This is a genomic window from Agrococcus sp. ProA11 (genome assembly GCF_039880525.1).
Lineage (GTDB): Bacteria > Actinomycetota > Actinomycetes > Actinomycetales > Microbacteriaceae > Agrococcus > Agrococcus chionoecetis.
Genome location: NZ_CP156989.1, coordinates 2,144,901 through 2,158,763 on the forward strand (window position 1 = coordinate 2,144,901; position 13,863 = coordinate 2,158,763).

The following is a 13,863-nucleotide window of genomic DNA, read 5'->3' on the forward strand; positions in this document are numbered from 1 at the left end:
CCGTCACGGCGCTCGCTGCCGGGCTAGGAGTCGCCGAGCGCGGCTGCGAAGCGCGCGGGCAGCGCCACGTTCGCGCTCGCGCCGCGGAATGCGGGAGCCACGTCGGTCGGCGTGAACCCGGCGATGCCGCATCCGATCTCGGTGACCAGGAACTCGAGCTCGGGATGCGCGGCCGCGAAGGCGAGGAAGGCAGCGGCCTCGCGCTGCAGCACGGTCAGCCCGCTCATCGTGTCGATGGCGTACGACTGCCCCTGCAGTCCGCTCCCCTGCCCCCACGTCGCGCCGAATCGCTCGGAGGCGAATCGCGCGGCGCCCGCGCCGTGCGACCCCCGCGCGTTGGAGCCGAAGACGAAGACCTGATGCGGCTCGAGCGATTCGATCCGGGCTGGCGAGATCCTCATGCCGGGAGGGTACTTCACAGGTGGCGGGCCTACCGCCGGGGTACACGGCTTGCTAGCGTCCGGCGCACAGGCCCGCGCATCCTGCCGGGCTGCATGTCGAGAGGGGATGAGCCATGCGATCACGAGTGGGCGCCGCAGCAGCGGCCGCGGCTGCGCTGCTGCTGACCGGGTGCGGAGGGGGCGGCGCCGCGGTCGCCGACGACGTCGACTTCGACGCCGCACCGACAGGCACCATGGCGGGCTGGGGCTTCGAGAACACGGACGATGTCGGCCAGGCACGGCTGGACCATGCCGCAGCGGCCCTGGGGGACGTCACGGTCGACCTCGACCAGACGGCCTTCGACGCGCAGAAGTTCACGACGCTCGCGGCCGCGGGCGACCTGCCCGATGTGGTGCAGATGGATCGACAGTTCGTGCCCACCTACGCCGCGCAAGGTCTGCTGATGCCGCTCGACGCGTGCTTCGAGGCGCACGCCATCGATCCGACGCAGCACTGGTATCCGCACGTCGCGGCCGACGTGACCTGGGACGACCAGATGTGGGCGGTGCCGCAGTTCTACCAGCCGCCGGTGATCCTGACGAACGCTCGGGTGATGGACGAGGCGGGCGTGAGCGCCGAGGATCTCGACGCCAGCGACCCCGACGCCATGGTCGCCGCGGCCGAGGCGATGACCGTGATGGACGGCTCGAGCGTGAGCCGCGTGGGCTTCGACCCGCAGGGCGTCTCGAAGGCAGCGCAGTGGATGCTGGCGTTCGGCGGCGGAATCGTGGATGAATCCGGCATGCCGACGCTGGATCGCGCAGAGAACGTCGACGCGGTCGAGTTCCTGCAGCGGCTCTACGAGGCGCAGGGCGGCTTCGCGGAGGTGAGTGGGTTCATCGACTCGATCGACATCTTCGGCGACGGCAATGGCTACGCCAACGACCTCGTCGGGGCTGCGGTGTTCGACCAGTGGTACGTCAACGTGCTGACCCCCTATGCCGACCAGGTCGAGATCGGTGCCGTGCCGATGCGAGACCGCGACGGCGAGCCGTTCACGGCTGCCGGCGGGTCGTCCTTCGTCGTGCCCGCCACGGCGCAGAATCCCGGCGCGGCATGCGCCTGGGCCATCGAGCTCACGAAGGCGGATGCGTGGCGTGCGGCCGCCGAGGCGCGCGCAACGACCACGGAACAGGAGAGTGACCGGAACGGCATCAATGCCGGCCTGTTCACCGGCACGCCGGAGAGCGACGAGGTGATCCGTGAGGAGTACGCCTCGGCGGAGGGCTACCCCGGCTTCGAGGAGGCGATCGGCACTTACTACGACGCCGCGGCGGTCGGCACCTCGCTCGGCGCCTCACCCGCAGGCCAGCAGATCCAGTCCGAGCTGCAGAACGCCATGTCCTCGGCCCTGGTCGGCGAGAGCTCGCCTGCCGATGCGCTCGCTCAGGCTCAGCAGGCCGCCATGCGCGCGTACGACCAGGTCAGCGGAGGCTGACGCCGCGGGCGGCGCTCGTTCATCCTGTCCTGCCCGACGTGGCGATGCCCTGGATGAACGAGCGCTGCCCGAACGCGAACAGGATCAGCATGGGGAGCGTCACGATCAGCGCCGCCACCATCACGTACTGGTAGTCGCCGTGACCGCCCGACTCGGGGCTGTACTTCGTCATCGCGCTCGCGATCCCGAGCGGCACGGTGTAGCCGTCGGCGGAGGCGGTGTTGAGGTAGATGAGCGCACCCTGCAGGTTGTTCCAGCTGGCCTGGAACTCGAACAGGAAGACGATCACGAAGGAGGGCACCGAGAGTGGGAAGGCGATGCGCCAGAACTGCCCCCACGCACTCAGCCCATCGATGCGCGCCGCCTCGAAGAGCTCGCGCGGCAGCCCGAGGAAGAACTGGCGCAGCAGGAAGATGTAGAACGCCGAGCCGAACAGGTTCGCGCCCCAGAGCGGAACGTGGGTCCCGACGAAGCCGAGCTGATTCCAGATCAGGTACTGCGGCACGAGCGTCACCGCCCCCGGCAGCATCATGGTGGCGAGCACGATGCCGAACAGCACGTTCCTGCCGGGGAAGCGGAAGTAGGCGAAGCCGAAGGCCACGAGCGCGCTCGAGACGGTCACGAAGCCCGCGGCCAGCACGGCGATCAGCACGCTGTTCCCCAGCCAGCTCAGCAGCGGCAGCTGCGAGAAGACCTCGACGTAGTTCTCCGGCTGCCAGGTTCGGGGGATGAGGCGGTTGTCGAAGACCTCGCCGCGTGGCTTCAGGCTCGCAGCGAGCAGCCAGGCGATCGGGTAGAGGAAGAGTGCGGTGCAGGCCAGCAGCAGGATCCACCGCACCGCCTGCCCCAGCCAGTTCCACACCGAGAGCTCTCGCTCGCGCGCTCGCGTCGGGCGCGCCGCCGCATCCGCGAGCGCAGCGGAGCTCATCGGGCCCTTGGCCGAGTCTGCCGGGGCGCTCATCGCTCGCCTCCCTCGTAGTAGACGAATCGGTTGCCCACCCGGATCTGGATCAGCGAGATCGCCAGGATGATGAGGAACAGCAGCCACGCCATCGCGGCCGCGAAGCCGAAGTTGAACTGCCGGAACGCCTGCTCGAACAGGTAGATGGCGTAGAAGAGCGACGCATCCGATGAACCCGCCGCGGTCGTGCGATGGAAGAGCAGGAACGCCTGATCGAAGATCTGGAAGGCGGCGATCGTCAGCACCAGCACGTTGAAGAGCACGGCGGGAGAGATGAGCGGCAGCGTCACGTTCCAGAACCGCCGCCACGCTCCGGCGCCGTCGATCGATGCCGCCTCGTAAAGCTCCTTCGGCACGTTCTGCAGCGCGGCGAGGAAGATCACCATCGTGCCGGCCACGCCCCACAGCGTCATGAGCACGATCGACGGCTTCACCCAGGCCGGATCGATGAGCCAGTTGGGGCCGTCGATGCCGATCGCCGCGAGCCCGCGGTTGATGGCGCCGGAGCTGCCGTTGAGCAGCAGCAGGAACACCGACGCGGTGGCGACCGTCGGCGTCATCTTCGGCAGGTAGAAGATCGTGCGGAAGATGCCGGCGCCCCGCCGCACGCTGGCGAGCAGCAGGGCGAGCGCGAGCGCTAGCGCGACTTCGAGCGGCACGGCAAGCACGGCGAAGAAGAGCGTGTTGCCGAGCGCCGTCGCGATCTTCGGATCCTCGATGAGCGCCTGATAGTTCGCGATCCCGGCCGGTCGTGCGGTGTCGGTGGCGAGCTGGTAGTGACTGAAGGAGATCACCAGGCTGTAGATCATGGCGCCGAAGGTGAACACCAGGAAGCCGACGATCCACGGCGAGAGGAACAGGTAGCCCGCGATCGCCTCGCGCCGGCGCATCGGGCTCATCCGCTGCCGCGGCGCAGCAGGCCTGATCCGGCGCCGAATGCCCGTTGCCGCAGTCGTCATCCCTGGACCTCCTCGCCTCGAGTCGGTCCGCGAGCGAACCGGTGCTCCAGGTGTAGCCCACTTCTCCGAGAACCGCATCCAGCCCCGGTCGACGTGCTGAACGCGGCGCAGCAGCCCGTGCTGCGTAGCGCTCCTCGGCGTACGCTGGCCCCATGACCGTCCACGAGCGCGCCACGATCATCCCGTTGCCCGACCGGGTGCCGCACCTGCCGAAGTCGGCACTCGTCATGCCCGGCGCCGTCATCACAGGCGCCGTCTCGCTCGGCGAGCGCGTCGGGATCTGGCCGGGCGCCTCCCTGCGCGCAGAAGAGGAGCCGATCCGGATCGGCGAGGACTCGAACGTGCAGGACTCCTGCTCGCTGCATGTCGACCACGGCTACCCGCTGCGCATCGGCGCGCGCGTCTCGATCGGGCACAACGCCGTCGTGCACGGCTGCACGGTGGAGGACGACGTGCTCATCGGCATGCACGCGACGGTCATGAACGGCGCCGTCATCGGTGCGGGGTCGATCATCGCCGCCGGTGCGCTCGTCACCGAGGGCACCGTGATCCCCGAAGGGTCGCTCGTCGCAGGCGTGCCGGGCAAGGTGCGCCGCGAGACCACCGACGACGAGCGGCACGGCATCGCCCGGAACGCCGAGAGCTACGCGCAGCGCATCCAGCTGTACGTCGACGCGCTCGGCCGCTGACCCGGCGTGCGCGCCCCTGGCGGGGCACGGCGACGCATGCGTAGGCTCGGCACCACCGAGAGGAGCACGCAATGACAATCCAGCGGACCGGCACCGTCACCGAGCACGGCGAGATGTGCGAGCTCACGCTCGAGCGTGCGGTGGGCGCCGACGCCATCGCGGTCTGGCCGTTCTTCTCTGAATCGCGCGAGCTCGGGATGTGGTTCGGCACGTATGTGGGCGACCCCGACTCCGGTGAGGTGGTGCTGGCGATGAACGCCGAGGAGGGCGATGCCACGAGTGCCGTCGAGATCCTCGACTGCTCAGCGCCCGAGCACCTGGTCGTGCAGACGACGAACGAGGCGGGCAGCTGGAGCCTGGAGGTCGAGCTGGAGGACGGCGGGCACGAGCCCGGATCCGGCACCCTGATCCGCTTCACGCAGCATGAGCTGCCGCTGGTGATGCTTCCCGATGTCGCCGCCGGCTGGGAGTGGTACCTCGACCGGCTGGTCGCCGCGATCACGGGCGATGCGATGCCCGACTGGGACGACTACTACCCCGCCCTGCGCGACGCCTACGCGAACTGACCTCGTAGGCGAAAGGCACCGACTAGCGCGAGCGCGTCGCCTTCTCCGACATCTGCACGACGTTGTCGAGCAGCATCACGCGGGTCATCGGGCCGACGCCGCCGGGCACGGGCGAGACCCACGCCGCGACATCCATCACGCCGGGATCGACGTCCCCGAGCAGCTTCACCTTGCCGGTCTCGGCCGAGAGGCCGCGGGTGATGCCGACGTCGAGCACTGCGGCACCCGGCTTCACCCACTCGGGCTTGATGAGCCCCGGCACACCGACCGCCGCGACGACGATGTCTGCCTCGCGCACGTGCGCCGCCAGATCCGGCGTGCGCGAGTGGCACAGCGCCACGGTCGCGTCGATGCCCTTGCGGGTCAGCAGCAGGCCGAGCGGGCGGCCCACCGTCAGGCCACGGCCGACGATCGCGACGCTGGCGCCGGCGATCTCGATGTCGTGCCGGCGCAGCATCTGCACGATCCCGGCGGGCGTGCACGGCAGCGGGGAGTCGATCGGGCCGTCGACGCCGAGCACCAGGCGGCCGAGGTTCGTCGGGTGCAGCCCGTCGGCATCCTTGTCCGGATCCATCAGCTCGAGCATCGCGTGCTCGTCGTGGCCGGGCGGCAGCGGCAACTGGATGATGTAGCCGGTGACCTCGCGTGCCGAGTTGAGATCCTCGACGGCCGCTCGCACGTCGGCGGTCGAGGCGCTCGACGGCAGGTCGACGCGGATCGACTCGATGCCGACCTCTGCGCAATCGCGGTGCTTGCCCTTGACGTAGGAGTGGCTCGCCGGGTCGTCGCCGACCATCAGCGTGCCGAGCCCGGGCGTGACGCCCTTGGCCTGCAGCGCGTCGACGCGCTCCTTCAGTTCCGCCTTGATGGCCGCCGCGGTGGCGTTGCCATCGAGCAGCTGCGCCGTCATCGGTCGACGCTCGAGCCGAGCTCGTGCACTGCCTCCGGCTGGCCAGAGGGCCCGACGCCCGGGTAGAGCGGGAATGCGTCGGCGAGCTTCGCGACGCGAGCGCGCAGGCTGTCGAGGTCGGCATCCGGCAGCAGCGCGAGGGCGATCACGTCGGCGACCTCGGTGAACTCCTCGTCGCCGAAGCCGCGGGTCGCGAGCGCCGGCGTGCCGATGCGGAGGCCGGAGGTGACCATCGGCGGGCGCGGGTCGTTCGGCACCGCGTTGCGGTTGACGGTGATGCGGATCTCGTGGAGCAGATCCTCCGCCTGCTTGCCGTCGATCGCGGCGTCGCGCAGGTCGACCAGCACCAGGTGCACGTCGGTGCCGCCGGAGCGCACCGAGATGCCCGCATCCTGGACGTCCTGCTGCATGAGGCGCTCGGCGAGGATGTGCGCGCCGCGCAGCGTGCGCTCCTGGCGCTCCTTGAACTCCTCCGAGGCAGCGAGCTTGAAGGCGGTGGCCTTGGCCGCGATCACGTGCATGAGCGGGCCGCCCTGCTGGCCCGGGAAGACGCCCGAGTTGATCTTCTTCGCGATGTCGGCGTCGTTCGTCAGGATGAAGCCCGAGCGGGGGCCACCGATGGTCTTGTGCACGGTCGACGAGACGACGTGCGCGTGCGGCACCGGGTTCGGGTGCAGGCCCGCGGCGACGAGGCCCGCGAAGTGCGCCATGTCGACCCACAGGAGCGCGCCGACCTCGTCGGCGATCGCGCGGAACTCGGCGAAGTCGAGCTGCCGCGGGTAGGCCGACCAGCCGGCGACGATCACCTTGGGCTTGTGCTCGATCGCGAGGCGACGCACCTCGTCCATGTCGACGCGGCTCGTCTCGGCGTCGACGCCGTACGCGACGATGTCGTAGAGGCGGCCCGAGAAGTTGATTTTCATGCCGTGCGTGAGGTGACCGCCGTGGTCGAGCGACAGGCCGAGCACGGTGTCACCCGGGCGCGCGATGGCGTGGAGGACGGCGGCGTTCGCGGTGGCACCCGAGTGCGGCTGCACGTTGGCGAACTCGGCGCCGAACAGCGACTTGGCGCGCTCGATCGCGAGGCTCTCGGCGACATCCACGTACTCGCAGCCGCCGTAGTAGCGGCGCCCCGGGTAGCCCTCGGCGTACTTGTTCGTCAGCACGCTGCCGGCGGATTCCAGCACGGCGACGGGCACGAAGTTCTCGCTCGCGATCATCTCGAGGAAGTCGCGCTGGCGGTTCAGCTCCTGGTGCAGCACCTCGGCGATCTCGGGATCGACCTCGGCGAGGGGCGAGTTGAACGTGCTGGGCAGGCGGTCGGTCACGGGTGCTCCTTCGCTGTGCGCTGGCGCGCGTCGCTGGCTGATTGCCCAGGCGCGCGGCTCGAGATCGGCCGCTCCCCGGTGGTGATCCACCCATGCGCCAGTCACGGCCTCTCCCATGGTAGCCCGCGGCGCGGTGCGGGTGGCAGAGCGCCCTAGACACGGCGCGGAGTCGGTGACACCGTGCGGTGAGGAGTCACACCGTTCGAAGGAGAACCATGAGCGTCATCGATCTGACCGGCAAGGTCGCCGTCGTCACCGGGGGCGGCAGCGGCATCGGCCGCTCCACCTGCGAGCTCTTCGCGAGCCTCGGCGCCACGGTCGTCGTCAGCGACATCGCCGAGACCGCGCACGAGACCGTCTCGGCCATCGAGGCCGCAGGCGGAACCGCATCCGCCGTGGTCGGCGACATCAGCGATCCCACGGTGGCGGATGCTGTTATCGCCGCGGCCGTCGAGCGCCACGGAAGGCTCGATGTGCTGGTCAACAACGCGGGGGTCATGGATCACTTCGCGGGCGCGGCGAACGTCAGCGACGAGGTGTGGGAGCGCATCCTGCGGATCAACCTCAACGGCCCGTTCTTCCTCACGCGCGCTGCACTCAAGGTGATGGTGCCCGCGGGCGGCGGCTCGATCATCAACGTGGCGAGCGAGGCGGGGATGCGCGGGGCGGCCGCAGGCGCCGCGTACACGACGTCGAAGCACGGCCTGATCGGCCTCACGCGCAACACCGCGTACACCTACGCCAAGCAGGGCATCCGCGCGAACGCGGTGTCACCGGGCGGAGTCGAGACCAACGTCATGACGGCTGATGTGCAGCAGCACATCGATCAGGAGGGCCTCGCCGCGATCACGCCCGTGCATCAGTCGGCGCTGGCCACCGCACAGCCGATCCAGCAGGCGAACCTCATCGCCTTCCTCGCCTCGGATGCCGCGAGCAACGTCAGCGGCGCGATCATCCCGAACGACGGGGGCTGGTTCGCGGGCTGAGCGGCCGGAACGGCCCGTCGCCATCCGCCGCGATGTGCTCCGGTACCGAACTGCCGCGTCCAGGGCGCTCAGGCGACGATTCGGTACCGCTGGGAGCGCTGCCGATGCGCTCGGCGGCGAGTTCCGGTACCGATGCGTCGCGTGCGGGGCACTGCGGCGACGGTTTGGTAGCGCTGGGCCGGCGGCGTGGGGCACGCGTGCGAGGGGCGAGTGGCAGGCGGACGCGCTCGCGGCGGCGCGTGCTTGGATCGGCGCATGGTTCAGGACGACCGCACTCGCTCGCTGCTGCTCGGCGCGCTCAACGCGCAGCGCAGCCACATCCTCGCCGCGATCGAGGGGCTCACCGACGCGCAGCTGCGCACGCCGACACTGCCATCGGGATGGTCGCCGATCGGCCTCGTGCGGCACGTGACGCTCGGCGGCGAGCGCTTCTGGTTCCACACCGTCGTGGCGGGCGAGCCGCTCGACTACTGGCCAGACGACGATCCCGCGCTCGACGGCGGCAGGCCCGCCGACTGGCGCGTGGCGCCCGACGAGTCGACGGATGCGGTGGTGCGCGAGTACCGCGACGCGATCGCGCGCTCCGACGCGATCATCGCCGCGCTGCCGCTCGATGCACGCCCGCGCCGACCCGAGCCCGACTGGCCCGTGGATGCGTTCCCCGATCTCGCCGCCGTGCTCATGCACGTGATCATCGATGAGTCGACGCACGCAGGCCACCTGGATGCGGCGCGCGAGCTCATCGACGGCCGCCAGCACCTCGTGCTCTGACCCGCGGGACGCGCCACGCCCCGCCCCGCCCCGCACCTCGCGCCCAGCCCTGCGGGCGCGGCCGACGCGAACGGGACCCCTCCCACCATCCGCGACCTGGCGCACCAGGTCGGCGGGGGCGGAAGGGGTCCTCGGTCATCGCACGCCGAGCGCCGCCGCGGTGTCGCGGGGCGCCGCGCCTCAGATGAGGTGGTCGGTGAGGTGGTTCGGCGTGCCGAAGCGGTGCGCGGTGATCGCGATCGCCTGCTCGCGCAGGAACGGCAGCATCTCGACGCGGCCGGCCTCCGTCACCGGGTGCGCCACGATCGCCAGGTCGGGGCGCCCGCCGACGGCCTCCGCGAGCGCACGCACGCCGTCTGCGACATCCTCGTCGGCGGCCAGGAAGCGGATGCGGCCCTGACCGAGCGCTGCGGCAGCACGCCGGAACGCGGCGTCGTCCTGCGCCTCGACCGGCACGTTCGCCGCAGCGAGCGCCGCGCGCATGGCCGGCGCGAGCTCGATCGCGGTCGACACCCGCACCTCGGCGCCGGCGCGCAGCGCGGCGACGACCGCGCGAGCGAGCTGCGCGACGCGGCCACCCTCCGCGAGCCGGATCACGACGCCGGGCATCGGCAGGTGGCGCAGGATGTCGCGCTCGGCGAGCAGCTGCTGCACATCGCGCGCGACGCCCAGCTCGGTCGCCCACACGTGCTGGTCAGAGCCCGCCGCGCGCCGCAGCGCCGCCGCCTCGTCGGCGGTGACCGAGGCATCCGACGACTTCGCCAGCGCCTCGACCGCGTCGACGATCGTCTGCACCGACAGCAGCTCGACGGGTGCGAGCTCGCGCGCCTGCGCGGTGCGCCAGTCGACGAGCGGCATGAGGTAACTGGGACCGCCCGCCTTCGTGGTCGGGCCGACGACCGAGCGCTTCCAGCCGCCGAACGGCTGCCGCTGCACGATGGCGCCGGTGATGCCGCGGTTGACGTAGAGGTTGCCTGCCTCGATGGTCTCGAGCCAGGTGCCGATCTCGGCGGGATCCAGCGAGTGGATGCCCGAGGTGAGGCCGTAGTCGACGTCGTTGACGAGCGCGATCGCCTCCTCGAGCGTGTCGACCCGCATGATGCCGAGGATCGGGCCGAAGTACTCCGTGAGGTGGTACTCGCTGCCGCGCTGCACCCCGGCGCGCACGCCCGGCGACCACAGCTTGCCCTCGTCATCGAGCTGCTTCGGCTCGATCACCCAGCTCTCGCCCTCGCCGAGCCGCGTGAGCCCGTCGAGCAGCTTGCCCTCTGCGGGCGCGACGATCGGGCCCATCTGGCTGGTGGCATCCCACGGGTAGCCGGTCTCGAGCGAGCGCACGCCGTCGACGATCTGGTTGTGCAGGCGCTTCGAGCGGCCCGCCTGCCCGACCAGGATGGCGAGCGACGCGGCCGAGCACTTCTGGCCGGCGTGCCCGAACGCGCTCGTGACGATGTCCTTCGCGGCGAGGTCGTAGTCGGCCGAGGGCATCACGATGATGGCGTTCTTGCCGCTCGTCTCGGCGAGCAGGTTGAGGTCGGGGCGGATGCGGCGGAACGCCTCCGCGGTCTCGAAGCCGCCGGTGAGGATCACGCGGTCGACCCGCTCGTCGCCGAGCAGCTGGTCGCCCAGCGAGCGGTCGCCGAGCTGCACGAGCTGCAGCACATCCTTCGGCACGCCGGCGGCCCACAGCGCCTCGACCATGGTCGCGCCGGTGCGAGCGGTGGCGCGGGCGGGCTTGATGATGACGGATGCGCCGGACGCGAGCGCCGCGAGCGTCGAGCCCGCGGGGATGGCGATCGGAAAGTTCCACGGCGGTGTCACGACGATGAGGCGCGAGGGCACGGCGGTGGCACCGTCGACGTGGTCGAGCTCGCGAGCGCGCTCTGCGTAGTAGTGCGCGAAGTCGATCGCCTCGGAGACCTCCGGGTCGGACTGGTCGAGGGTCTTGCCGCCCTCGCTCGCCGCGACCTCCATCAGCTCGGCGCGACGCGCCTCCATCTCGACACCTGCGCGGTGCAGGATCTCGGCGCGCTCGGCGCCCGAGAGCGCACGCCACGATGCGTTGGCAGTGACGCCCGTCTCGATGACGGCCTCGAGCGCATCGGCGTCCCGCAGCATCGCGGCCTCGACGGCGTCGACGCCCAGCGTCGACGTCCTGGACCGCTCGCGGATGCCCGCTGCCCACGACTGGTTGGCCGGCAGCGAGGGGTCGCTGTCGGGCGCGTTGCGGAACCCGGAGGTCTCCGCCGGCTCGGGCGCGGCCGTGCGGTCCTGCACGCGGTGGGTGGCCGGTGCCTCCGCCGCGAGCGCGTCCAGCGAGGCGAGGAAGCGGTCACGCTCGCGCTCGAACAGCGGCTCGGAGGTCGCCAGCTCGAACACGGCCGACATGAAGTTCTCGCGGCTCGCGCCCTCCTCGAGGCGGCGGATCAGGTAGGCGATCGCCACGTCGAACTCGGACGGGTGCACGACCGGCGTGTAGAGCAGCAGGCCGCCGACGTCGCGGCGCACCACCTCCGCCTGCCCCTGCGCCATGCCCAGCAGCATCTCGAACTCGACACCTGCGGTGACGCCGCGCTGCTTGCCCAGCAGCCAGGCGAAGGCGACGTCGAAGAGGTTGTGACCGGCCACGCCCAGCTCGACGTTCGCGATGCGCTCGGGCGTGAGCGCCCAGGCGAGCACGCGCTTGTAGTGCGTGTCGCTGTTCTGCTTGGTGTGCCAGGTGGCGAGCGGCCAGTCGTGGATCGACGCCTCGACGCGCTCCATCGGCAGGTTGGCGCCCTTGACCAGGCGCACCTTGACCGAGCCGCCGCCGCCGGCGACGCGCTCCGCCGCCCACTCCTGCAGTCGCTGCATGGCCGGCAGCGCGTCGGGCAGGTAGGCCTGCAGCACGATGCCGCCGCGGTACTGCTCGAGCCCGGGCTCGCTCAGGATCCGCATGAAGACCGCCATGGTCATCTCGAGATCCTTGTACTCCTCCATGTCGAGGTTGATGAAGGTGCCGGTCTCGGCGGCACGGCGGTAGATCGGCAGCAGTCGCTCGACGACGTGCTCGACGTGGGCGTCGAAGGCCCACGGCTGGTGCGGTGCGGTCGTCGCCGAGACCTTGATCGAGACGTAGTCGACGTCGTCACGCTCGATGAGCGCCAGCGTGCCGTCGATGCGGCGCTCGGCCTCCCGCGCGCCCAGCACGTACTCGCCCAGCAGATTGACGTTCAGGCGGGCGCCGGTGGCGCGGATGCGCTTGATCGCGGCTCCGAGGCGCGCGTCGGTCGCGTCGATGATGAGGTGGCCGACCATCTCGCGCAGCACGCGGCGCGCGATCGGCACGACGATCTGCGGCGCGAGCGGCGCGACGCCGCCGCCGAGCTTGAGCGCCTGCCGCATCGGCCAGGGCAAGAAGGAGGGCGCGTCACCGGCGATGGCGCGCAGCGTGCGTGCCGCGACGTGCACATCCTCGGGGCGCACGACGCCGTCGACGAAGGCGACCGCGAAGTCGAGCCCCTTGGGGTCGCGCAGCACACCGGCGAGCTGCTCGGCGCTCGCGTCGGCGGGGATCTGCTCCGCCTGCTCGAGCCAGGTGCGCACCTGCGCGACGATCTGCGGCGCCAGCGTCTGCAGCTGCTCGAGCTCGGTCGCCTGCGCCGAAGCCTCTGGCGTCGAAGCCTCGAGGGTCGAGTCCTCGACGGTCGACTCCGCAGCGTCCGTCGACTCGGCGTGCGCCGACTCCGCGTGCATCGACTCGGTGTGCTTCCCCGTGGTGGCTGCGCCCATGCTGCGGCCCCTCCTGCGATCGTGGTCGTGCGCACGACGGTGCGCGCAGCGCCAGTCTGCACCCGCAGACCATTCAGGTACAGTGACGGATGGCGATGGATATCCATCGCATTCACTGATGCTTCTGCGAGGCCCGTCCATGCTCGACGTCCGACGCCTTCGACTGCTGCGCGAGCTGCGCCTGCGCGGCACCATCGCGGCCGTCGCGACCGCCCTCGCCTACGCTCCGAGCGCCGTCTCGCAGCAGCTCTCCGCCCTCGAGCGCGAGGTGGGCGTGCCGCTCACCCGCAAGCAGGGCCGTCGCCTCGCCCTCACTCCGCAGGGCGAGGTGCTCGCGCAGCACGCCGAGGGCATCCTCGCCCAGCTCGAGACCGCCGAGCGCGCCGTGGCCGCCTCGCTCGACCGCCCCATCGGCACGGTGCGCATCGCGGTGTTCCAGTCGGCAGCGCTCTCGCTCGTGCCGAGCATGCTGCACCTGCTGCGCGAGTCAGCGCCGGAGGTGCGGGTCGAGATGGTGCAGCGCGAGCCCGAGACGGCGCTCTACGACACCCACGTGGGCGACTTCGACCTGGTCGTCGCCGAGCAGTATCCGGGGCACGCGGCTCCGCAGCACCAGGGACTCGACCGCGAGGTGCTCATGACGGATGCGCTGCGGCTCGCGGTGCCGCCGGGCAGCGACATCCGCTCGTTGACCGATGCCGCAGCCCACCCGTGGGTGATGGAACCGGTCGGCGCAGCCTCCCGGCACTTCGGCGAGCAGCAGTGCCGGGTTGCGGGCTTCGAGCCCGACGTGCGCTTCGCGACCGCCGACCTGCAGGCGCAGATGCGCCTCATCGAGACCGGTCACGCGGTGGGCATCATGAACGATCTGACCTGGGTCGGCACCGAGGTGCGCTTCCGTGCACTGCCGCTGCCCGCTGCCCCGCGGCGCGAGATCTTCACAGCCGCCCGCGCCGCCTCCAGCGACTCCCCCGCTATCGCCGCGGTGCGCGAGGCGCTGCGCGGAGCGGTGCCGGCCGCAGTGGCGAGCGGCTGACGCCCGC

Annotated in this window: 12 protein-coding genes and 1 riboswitch; of the genes, 6 read left to right on the top strand and 6 right to left on the bottom strand. The window is 71.0% G+C overall.

Annotation, left to right across the window (positions count from 1 at the left end; translation table 11 throughout):
* Positions 1-23 precede the first annotated feature (23 nt).
* Positions 24-401 (bottom strand): hypothetical protein, encoded by a 378-nt coding sequence (locus ABG090_RS10280; protein WP_347754386.1) that lies wholly within the window; start codon positions 399-401, stop codon positions 24-26.
* A 113-nt stretch (positions 402-514) separates the two neighbouring features.
* On the opposite strand from ABG090_RS10280, the gene ABG090_RS10285 reads away from it, so the two are divergent.
* Positions 515-1,879 carry an extracellular solute-binding protein gene (locus ABG090_RS10285; RefSeq protein ID WP_347754387.1) on the top strand — a complete coding sequence of 455 codons (1,365 nt, stop codon included), beginning with the start codon at positions 515-517 and terminating at the stop codon, positions 1,877-1,879.
* 19 nt (positions 1,880-1,898) lie between these two features.
* Here ABG090_RS10285 and ABG090_RS10290 read toward each other — a convergent pair whose 3' ends face one another.
* On the bottom strand, positions 1,899-2,840 hold the full coding sequence (locus ABG090_RS10290) for a carbohydrate ABC transporter permease (RefSeq protein ID WP_347754388.1): 942 nt from the start codon (positions 2,838-2,840) through the stop codon (positions 1,899-1,901).
* Complete coding sequence (locus ABG090_RS10295; protein ID WP_347754389.1) at positions 2,837-3,730, bottom strand: sugar ABC transporter permease; 894 nt, start codon at positions 3,728-3,730, stop codon at positions 2,837-2,839. The genes ABG090_RS10290 and ABG090_RS10295 overlap by 4 nt, the downstream gene beginning before the upstream one ends.
* A 221-nt stretch (positions 3,731-3,951) precedes the next feature.
* On the opposite strand from ABG090_RS10295, the gene ABG090_RS10300 reads away from it, so the two are divergent.
* The gene (locus ABG090_RS10300) at positions 3,952-4,488 is read left to right on the top strand and encodes a gamma carbonic anhydrase family protein (protein ID WP_347754390.1); all 537 of its coding nucleotides are present in this window, start codon (positions 3,952-3,954) and stop codon (positions 4,486-4,488) included.
* A gap of 71 nt (positions 4,489-4,559) precedes the next feature.
* On the top strand, positions 4,560-5,054 hold the full coding sequence (locus tag ABG090_RS10305; protein ID WP_347754391.1) for an SRPBCC domain-containing protein: 495 nt from the start codon (positions 4,560-4,562) through the stop codon (positions 5,052-5,054).
* A 22-nt stretch (positions 5,055-5,076) separates the two neighbouring features.
* Here ABG090_RS10305 and ABG090_RS10310 read toward each other — a convergent pair whose 3' ends face one another.
* Both ABG090_RS10310 and glyA read right to left on the bottom strand, forming a co-directional pair.
* Positions 5,077-5,964, bottom strand: coding sequence for a bifunctional methylenetetrahydrofolate dehydrogenase/methenyltetrahydrofolate cyclohydrolase (locus ABG090_RS10310; RefSeq protein WP_347754392.1), 888 nt, complete (start codon positions 5,962-5,964; stop codon positions 5,077-5,079).
* Positions 5,961-7,292: a serine hydroxymethyltransferase gene (gene glyA, locus ABG090_RS10315; protein ID WP_347754393.1), complete on the bottom strand. Its 1,332-nt coding sequence runs from the start codon at positions 7,290-7,292 to the stop codon at positions 5,961-5,963. The genes ABG090_RS10310 and glyA overlap by 4 nt, the downstream gene beginning before the upstream one ends.
* Positions 7,293-7,328: 36 nt before the next feature.
* Positions 7,329-7,407: riboswitch (ZMP/ZTP riboswitch) on the bottom strand.
* Positions 7,408-7,507: 100 nt separating this feature from the next.
* Here glyA and ABG090_RS10320 point away from each other — a divergent pair.
* Both ABG090_RS10320 and ABG090_RS10325 read left to right on the top strand, forming a co-directional pair.
* A complete protein-coding gene (locus tag ABG090_RS10320; protein ID WP_347754394.1) occupies positions 7,508-8,278 on the top strand; it encodes an SDR family NAD(P)-dependent oxidoreductase in 771 nt (256 codons plus the stop codon).
* 255 nt (positions 8,279-8,533) lie between these two features.
* Positions 8,534-9,049 carry a DinB family protein gene (locus ABG090_RS10325; protein ID WP_347754395.1) on the top strand — a complete coding sequence of 172 codons (516 nt, stop codon included), beginning with the start codon at positions 8,534-8,536 and terminating at the stop codon, positions 9,047-9,049.
* Positions 9,050-9,229: 180 nt separating this feature from the next.
* Here ABG090_RS10325 and ABG090_RS10330 read toward each other — a convergent pair whose 3' ends face one another.
* On the bottom strand, positions 9,230-12,820 hold the full coding sequence (locus ABG090_RS10330) for a bifunctional proline dehydrogenase/L-glutamate gamma-semialdehyde dehydrogenase (protein ID WP_347754396.1): 3,591 nt from the start codon (positions 12,818-12,820) through the stop codon (positions 9,230-9,232).
* Positions 12,821-12,959: 139 nt separating this feature from the next.
* Here ABG090_RS10330 and ABG090_RS10335 point away from each other — a divergent pair, with 139 nt between their 5' ends.
* Positions 12,960-13,856 (top strand): LysR substrate-binding domain-containing protein, encoded by an 897-nt coding sequence (locus tag ABG090_RS10335; protein ID WP_347757592.1) that lies wholly within the window; start codon positions 12,960-12,962, stop codon positions 13,854-13,856.
* Positions 13,857-13,863 lie beyond the last annotated feature (7 nt).